This is a genomic window from Clostridium sp. (assembly GCF_030532265.1).
Taxonomy (GTDB): domain Bacteria; phylum Bacillota; class Clostridia; order Clostridiales; family Clostridiaceae; genus Clostridium.
Genome location: NZ_JAUNLM010000071.1, coordinates 1 through 8,198 on the forward strand (window position 1 = coordinate 1; position 8,198 = coordinate 8,198).

An 8,198-nucleotide genomic window follows, 5' to 3' on the forward strand; every position below is an offset into this window, starting at 1 on the left:
TGCATTAAATGGTGCATATCTTACTATACCAACTGTAGTTTCTTGTTCTGAGAAACCTCTTATACCAGCTTCTGCTGCATCTGCTGCAATTTGTACTGGATTATCTTTAAGGTTTGTAACGTGACATTGGTTTGATGGTGTTTTTCTAGCTCTCATCTTTTGAAGTGCCATCATCATCTCAACAACATTCATATGAGTCATAACTTCAACAGCCTTAGCTGGAGTTATTGCTGTAGTTATTTTAACTATTTCATCTCTACCAACATTTATATCTACTAATTTTCTAGCTATTTCAACTGAATCTAATTTCATAGCTTCTTCTGCATTTTCTAAATTTATTGCATAGTCAGCTATGAATCTGTCTATCATATCAAAATCTTCTCTTTTTTTACTATCTAATTCTACTACTATTCCATTTTCTATTTTTATAGATGACTTTGGATCATTAGGACTTTCCATTGCTATTAGACCTTCATCAGCCCATTCTCCAATTAAACCATCTTGATTTACAGGACGTTTTGCTAAAGCTTCAAATCTTTTTGATTTCACTGTAAAATTCCTCCCTCAGAATATAATTACGTTATATAATTGCATTTGTTATTTTTTTATCGATGTATACATTTTAATATAATTAAAATAAAAATCCATTAAAATTTATTGTCTTCTTCTATGACTATATTGTTTACTTTTTATCAACGAAAATAGTACTTTTTTGTCTTTTAGAAAAACTAGAACTTTTTTGCTATTCATATAACAATAAAAGGGAATGTATAAAATTTTATACATTCCCTTTTATTGTTATATTATTTCTCTATATCTTTTAGGCGTTAAGCCTTCACTTTTTTTAAAGACCTTTATAAAATAACCGCAATCCTCAAACCCCAAGTCTAAAGCAATATTAAGAATAGGAGTGTCCGTTGTCTTCAATACTTCCTTTGCATATTCTATTTTCTTATTATTTAAATATGTATTAAAATTTATTCCCATTTCTTTTTTGAATAACTTACTAAAATAACATGGACTCAAATTACAAATAGATGCTATTTTATCTAAAGTTATGTTTTCTTTAAAGTTATTCTTTATGTAATCTATTGCTGTCCTAATCTGATTATTATTAGAATTTGAAGTTTTATTATTACCTTCTTTATTTTGAACAGTATTATTGAATTCATTATAATCGTTAATTTTATAATTAACAATTATCTTTTCAATTATATCACATATTTTTTTAGGATTTATTGGTTTTAATATATAATCATCAACTCCAAAGCTTACTGCTTTTCTAACTATACTTAAATCATCATGAGCAGTTACCATTATTATTATCTTATCTTTATTGTATGCTTTTATTATTTCAGTAGCTTTACATCCATCTATACCTGGCATTTTTACATCCATTATTATTAAATCAGGATTATATTTTTTATCTAAATCAATTGCTTCCCTGCCATTTGATGCTTCTGCAACTATACTTAAATTATCTATTGATCCTAATATTACTCTTAATGCTTCCTTTTCTAAACTTTCGTCATCAACTATCATCACTTTTAACATTTTTATCAACTCCAGCTAAAACTTCTATCAAAAAACTTTATTTTTATAATAGTTCCTTCCCTAACTTTACTAATTATATCTATTTTATAATCTTCACCATAATAGTTAGCCATTCTTTTATTTACATTATTAATTCCTATTTTATCTAAATTATTATCATATTTAGTTTCTAATTCCTTTTGTACTTCATATAATCTTTCTTCTGTCATTCCAACACCATTATCCTTTATAATAATACTAAAACCATCTTCTTCTTTTTCAGAATATAATAAGATTTTTCCACCTTCTTCTTTATTTTCAATTCCATGAACTATAGAATTCTCTACAAATGTTTGTATAGTCATAAATGGAACTTTTTTTTCTATAAATTCATTATCAACTTTAATATCATAATCTAATCTTTTTCCAAATCTCACCTTCTGAAGACTTAAATAGGACTTTATATATTCTAGTTCTTCTTCTAAAGAAACTATCTTATCAGATTTTTTTAAAGTGTATCTTAACATGTTTGATAAATTATAAATTACTTCTTGTGTTCTAGTTGCATTTTCAATTATAGCTAAAGATGAAATGCTATTTAAAACATTAAATAAAAAATGTGGATTTATTTGAGATTGAAGTGCTTTAAGTCTACATGCTTCATATTCTTTTTCTAATTCAGCTTTTTCTCTCTTTGCTTCTATTATTTTTATATTTTTATCATTCAATTCCTTTTGAGCCATTTTAAGTACAGCTTCTTCAACTATATAGTTGCTTATATGAAACATCATATTTGCTGTAGCTTTTATTTTTTCAAACTCAACTATCGGTAATTTTCTATAAGCCTCTAAAAATTTTTTATTTTCTTCATTATCTAAGTCATTTAATTTATCTTTAGTTGATACTATATCTTCTAATTCTAAATTATCTTCTTTTGCTAACACTTGTCCTGCCATTACGGAACCTAAATATTGTCCGTCAACTATTATAGGTGTAGCAAAATCAATTAGACCTTTATGACATTTATATATATATGGTTTTTCAAGCCTTGCTGCTTCAAGCCCTCCTCTTGAATCACACCTTTCACATAATTCTGAATATGATTTTTCTTGTCTCATAAGATTACAGAAATCACTACATTTACTATGTTTCGTCGCGGGTTTGCCTTTATAATCTACTGTTATTATTGATATTCCTGTTGCTTCTGCAATATCATCTTGAATTTTTTGAAATATATCTATATCTATGACATCATTCAAATGTAGAATTTTTTTACCCATATTAATCTCCTATTACAAATAAACTTATTTAATAAATTTATTTTTTAAGCTTTTAAATTTTATTAAATACTTATTTATTATACTTTGCAATAACGATAAATTTCAACATATTTTTTAATCTTAATAAAAAAGACTAGATAAGAATTAACTTATCTAGTCTTTATATTTAATAAGCTATTATTTTCCAGCTAATTTCTTGTAGCCTTCTAATCTTTCCATAGCGTCATTATAAGTCTTTTCAAATAAAGCATCAGCAGCTTCTGGGAATGCCTTAGCAAGTGAAGCATATCTAACTTCTCCCATTAAGAATTCTTTGAAATCTCCCTTTGGCTCTTTTGAATCTAATGTGAATGGGTTCTTATCAGTTCCCTTTAATTGTGGGTTGTATCTGTACATAGCCCAGTATCCACATTCAACAGCTCTTTGAGCTTCTAATTGGCTGTTACCCATACCAATCTTAATTCCGTGGTTAATACATGGTGCATAACCAATGATTAATGATGGTCCTGGATATGCTTCAGCCTCAGCTATAGCTTTAAGAGTTTGGTTCTTGTCAGCTCCCATTGCTATTTGAGCAACATATACATATCCGTAGCTCATTGCTATCATACCAAGATCTTTCTTCTTAGTTTTCTTACCTGATGCAGCAAATTTAGCTATTGCAGCAGTTGGAGTTGATTTTGATGATTGACCACCAGTGTTTGAGTAAACTTCTGTATCAAATACAAATATGTTTACATCTTCTCCTGATGCTAATACGTGGTCTACTCCACCAAATCCGATATCGTATGACCATCCGTCTCCTCCGAAGATCCATTGTGATGGTTTTACTAAGAAGTCTTTTTCTTTTAAGATTTCTTTAGCAAATTCATTATCTAATCCTTCTAAAGCAGCGATAACTCTATCAGCTCTATCTCTAGTTCCTTCTCCGATTTCAACTTTTTCAACCCAAGCTTTAAGAGCTTCTTTAGCTTCTCCTTCTTCTAATGATTCGATAGCTAAGTTAGCTTTTTCAACTAATCTTTCTCTTATAGCTTTTGCTCCTAAGAACATACCTAATCCGAATTCAGCATTGTCTTCGAATAATGAGTTAGCCCAAGCTGGACCGTATCCTTTATGGTTAGTTGTGTATGGAGTTGAAGGTGCTGATCCTCCCCAGATTGATGAACATCCAGTAGCATTTGCTATCATCATTCTGTCTCCGAATAATTGAGTTATAAGTTTAGCGTAAGCAGTTTCTCCACAACCTGCACAAGCTCCTGAGAACTCGAATAATGGTTGTTCAAATTGGCTACCCTTAACTGTATTTTTGTTCATTGGGTTCTTCTTAACTGATACTTCATGTGTTACGTAATCCCAATTAGCAGCTTCTCCTTCTTGAGTGTTAGCTGGCTTCATAACTAAAGCTTTTCCTGGAGCTGGACAAACTTGTGCACAGTTTCCACATCCTGTACAATCAAGTGGTGAAATAGCCATTGTGTAGTTCATTGGCTCTTCTGTCTTTAATGCTCTAGCAGCAACAATCTTTAATCCTTCTGGAGCGTTGTTGCTTTCTTCTTCAGTTAATAAGAATGGTCTAATTACAGCATGTGGACATACATATGAACATTGGTTACATTGAATACATTTATCCTTATCCCATTCAGGTACATTTATAGCTATACCTCTCTTTTCAAATGCAGCAGTACCTTGTTCAAAAGTACCATCTTCCATTCCATCGAATGCTGATACTGGAAGTTCAAATCCTTCTTGTCTATTCATTGGATCAACAATGTTTTTAACGAATTCTGGTCTTGGTCTTCCTTCTTCTTTAACTTCATCTTTAGCATCTTTCCATGTTGCTGGAACATTAATTTCAACAATTGATTCAATTCCTTTATCAATAGCTGCATTGTTCATATCAACAACTTTTTGACCTTTTTTACCGTATGAAGTTACAACGGCATCTTTAAGATATTTAACAGCGTCTTCTACAGGGATAATGTTAGCTAACTTGAAGAAAGCTGATTGCATTATCATGTTAATTCTTCCGCCTAATCCGATTTCTTGAGCTATCTTAACAGCATTTAAAGTGTAGAACTTAATGTTGTTTTCAGCAATATATCTCTTATATGAAGCTGGTAGATGTTCTTCTACTTCTTCTGGGCTCCAGATAGTATTTAATAAGAATGTTCCATTCTTCTTTAATCCTTCTAGAACATTATATTTGAATACATATGATTGGTTGTGACAAGCTACGAAATCAGCTTTATTTATTAAGTAAGGTGATTTAATTGCTTTCTTACCAAATCTTAAGTGTGATACAGTTATACCACCTGATTTTTTTGAGTCATATGAGAAATATCCTTGAGCATACATATCTGTATGGTCTCCGATGATTTTTATAGCACTCTTATTAGCACCAACAGTACCGTCTGATCCTAATCCCCAGAACTTACAAGCTGTAGTTCCTTCTGGAGTAGCATCGATATCTTCATGAACTTCTAATGAAGTGTTAGTTACATCGTCAACTATTCCTATAGTGAATCCATTCTTTGGTTCATCTTTAGTTAAGTTTTCATATACTGCAGCGATATGACCTGGGTTTGGATCTTTTGATCCTAATCCGTATCTTCCACCAACTATTACAGGTGCATTTTCTACTCCGTAGTATGCGCTCATAACGTCTAAGTATAATGGTTCTCCATTACATCCTGGCTCTTTAGTCTTATCTAAAACAGCAATTTTCTTAACTGAAGCAGGAATAACTTTCTTTAATCTTTCAACGTCGAATGGTCTGTAAAGTCTTACTTTAACAACCCCAACTTTATTTCCGTTAGCATTTAAGTAATCAACTGTTTCTTCACATACATCTGTACATGATCCCATTGCTACGATAATTCTATCTGCATCAGCAGCTCCATAGTAATCGAAACAGTGATATTCTCTTCCTGTTAACTTAGTGATTTCAGCCATATATCCTTCAACGATATCTGGAACAGCATCGTAGAATTTATTAACAGCTTCTCTTTCTTGGAAGTAGATATCAGGGTTTTGAGCAGTACCTCTAGTTACTGGGTGATTTGGGTTTAATGCTCTATCTCTGAATGCTTGTAATGCTTCCATATCAACTAATGGTTTTAATTCTTCTTGATCTAAAACTTCAATTTTTTGTATTTCATGTGAAGTTCTGAATCCATCGAAGAAGTTACAGAATGGAACTCTTGATTTAATAGCTGATAAATGTGCTACAGCTGATAAATCCATTACTTCTTGAACTGATCCTTCTGCAAGCATAGCAAATCCAGTTTGTCTTGCAGCCATAACGTCTTGGTGATCTCCAAAGATGTTTAATGCTGAAGTAGCTAATGCTCTAGCTGATACATGGAATACTCCTGGAAGTAATTCTCCAGAAATTTTGTACATGTTAGGAATCATTAATAATAATCCTTGTGATGCAGTATAAGTAGTTGTTAATGCACCAGCTTGTAATGATCCGTGAACTGCTCCTGCAGCTCCAGCCTCTGATTGCATTTCCATAACCTTAACTGGTTGACCGAAAATATTTTTTCTTCCTTGCGCTACCCACTCATCAACGTGCTCTGCCATTGGTGATGATGGTGTTATTGGATAGATAGCTGCAACTTCTGTGAATGCGTAAGATATATGAGCAGCAGCTGTATTACCATCCATAGTTTTCATTTTTCTCATCGCGTGACCCCTCTTTCTGAAAATAAAAATCAACTTTTTAAATTCTTTTGTGTATCAATAAAAAGCTAGGAACTTCTTATTAATCTTATATAAAATAAAATTATATATTATAGCAATAATAAATGCATAAAATACAATTTTATTTAATATCTGTTTAAGTTTAATGTTAAATTAATAAATAAATTAACTTAACACAAACTTTCTCTTTTATTATATAACACTATTTTAAATTTGCAAGAGTGTCATAAGCTTTAATACACTAAATTTTAGTGTTAATTTTTTAACTTTTATTTTTTCTTATTTCTTAGCTGTAATACTACTTTTTATCACATTTATAATCTCTTTAACTCCGTCATTCATCTTACTATTTTCCATATTTTTAATAAGTTCTTGTTCATTTTCTTTTAACATTTTTATTCCCTTTAAAATTCCGTCCTTTTTAACTTCCTCTTCTTGCATAACAATTGAAAATCCTTCTTTCTTAAATGAGTTTGCATTCAAGATTTGGTCTCCCCTACTTGCATTTTTTGAAAGTGGAATTAATAGTGTTGGTTTTCTAAGAGCTAAAAATTCAAATATTGAGTTTGCTCCTGCTCTTGAAATTATATAATCTGCATAACTCATTAAATGGCTTAACTCCTCGCTTACATACTCAAACTGTTTATAACCTTCAATATTCTTCATGCTGTCACATATATTACCTTTACCACAAATATGAATAATATTATTAAATTTCAGAATATTATCTATATTCTCTCTTATGGCGTCATTGATTACTTTTGAGCCCAAACTCCCCCCCATTATTAATATTACGTCTTTTTCATTTTTAAAGGAACAAATCTCTTTCCCTTTTAACTTTGAACCATTTAAAATTTCTTTTCTTATAGGACTACCAGTCAATACCCCTTTATTATTTTTAACAAACTGTAAACTCTCCCTAAATGTTACACATAATTTATCACAAAATGGTGATGCAAGCTTATTTGCAAGACCTGGTGTAATATCTGATTCATGAGAAACTACCGGTATTTTAAGCATAGAAGCAGCTATAACAACAGGAACTGTAACAAATCCCCCTTTTGAAAATATAACATCTGGTTTCTCTTTAGATAATATTTTTCTAGCTTGAACTATTCCTTTTAATACTTTAAAGGGATCTGTAAAATTTTTAACATCAAAATATCTTCTAAGCTTTCCTGAAGATATTCCGTAATAAGGTATATTGTTTGATGTTATTATTTCTTTTTCTATACCATCTGTACTTCCTATGTATTTTATTTCAAATCCTTCTTCTTTTAATGATGGAACTAATGCTAAATTTGGAGTAACATGACCTGCTGTTCCCCCACCAGTCATTATTATTTTATATTTACTCAAAAAATATCCTCTCCTTATTTTATATTTATTATATTCTAAAACTCTTTATAGATAATTGAATATTTCTATTTCCATTAAATTCATTTACTTCTGGATAGTATAATATATCCATCTTAAAGTTACAATATCCTACATCTTGAAGCTTTAAAAATTGTTCTTTTCCATATTTATTTTCATACAACTCTTTAAAGTAATCATATTTATTAAAATTTACACCATCTATCATTTTGCCATCTTTCATTTGAATTTTGAATCTTAAAAATTTCTTTTCTTTTCCCATAAATATTACTCTTTTTATAAGTATATCTTTTACAGCAA

General features: G+C 30.3%; 5 protein-coding genes and 1 pseudogene. All 6 read right to left on the reverse strand.

Annotation, left to right across the window (positions count from 1 at the left end; translation table 11 throughout):
• Positions 1 to 549, reverse strand: a 549-nt coding sequence (locus Q4E08_RS10895; protein ID WP_303130906.1) for a propanediol/glycerol family dehydratase large subunit, incomplete at its 3' end; no start/stop codon positions are given.
• Positions 550 to 798: 249 nt separating this feature from the next.
• Positions 799 to 1,554 (reverse strand): response regulator, encoded by a 756-nt coding sequence (locus tag Q4E08_RS10900; protein WP_303130908.1) that lies wholly within the window; start codon positions 1,552 to 1,554, stop codon positions 799 to 801.
• Positions 1,555 to 1,559: 5 nt separating this feature from the next.
• Positions 1,560 to 2,813, reverse strand: a complete 1,254-nt coding sequence (locus tag Q4E08_RS10905; RefSeq protein ID WP_303130910.1) for a PocR ligand-binding domain-containing protein — start codon at positions 2,811 to 2,813, stop codon at positions 1,560 to 1,562.
• Positions 2,814 to 2,990: 177 nt separating this feature from the next.
• Positions 2,991 to 6,503 (reverse strand): pyruvate:ferredoxin (flavodoxin) oxidoreductase, encoded by a 3,513-nt coding sequence (gene nifJ / locus Q4E08_RS10910; protein ID WP_303130911.1) that lies wholly within the window; start codon positions 6,501 to 6,503, stop codon positions 2,991 to 2,993.
• A 297-nt stretch (positions 6,504 to 6,800) separates the two neighbouring features.
• Positions 6,801 to 7,880, reverse strand: coding sequence for an undecaprenyldiphospho-muramoylpentapeptide beta-N-acetylglucosaminyltransferase (locus tag Q4E08_RS10915; RefSeq protein WP_303130913.1), 1,080 nt, complete (start codon positions 7,878 to 7,880; stop codon positions 6,801 to 6,803).
• Positions 7,881 to 7,908: 28 nt separating this feature from the next.
• Positions 7,909 to 8,198: pseudogene (locus Q4E08_RS10920) on the reverse strand (single-stranded-DNA-specific exonuclease RecJ); the annotation flags it as partial.

Coding starts and splice junctions, on each gene's coding strand:
- Q4E08_RS10905 (WP_303130910.1), bottom strand. CDS start 2,813: ATGGGTAAAAAAATTCTACATTTGAATGATGTCATAGATATAGATATA.
- nifJ (WP_303130911.1), bottom strand. CDS start 6,503: ATGAGAAAAATGAAAACTATGGATGGTAATACAGCTGCTGCTCATATA.
- Q4E08_RS10900 (WP_303130908.1), bottom strand. CDS start 1,554: ATGTTAAAAGTGATGATAGTTGATGACGAAAGTTTAGAAAAGGAAGCA.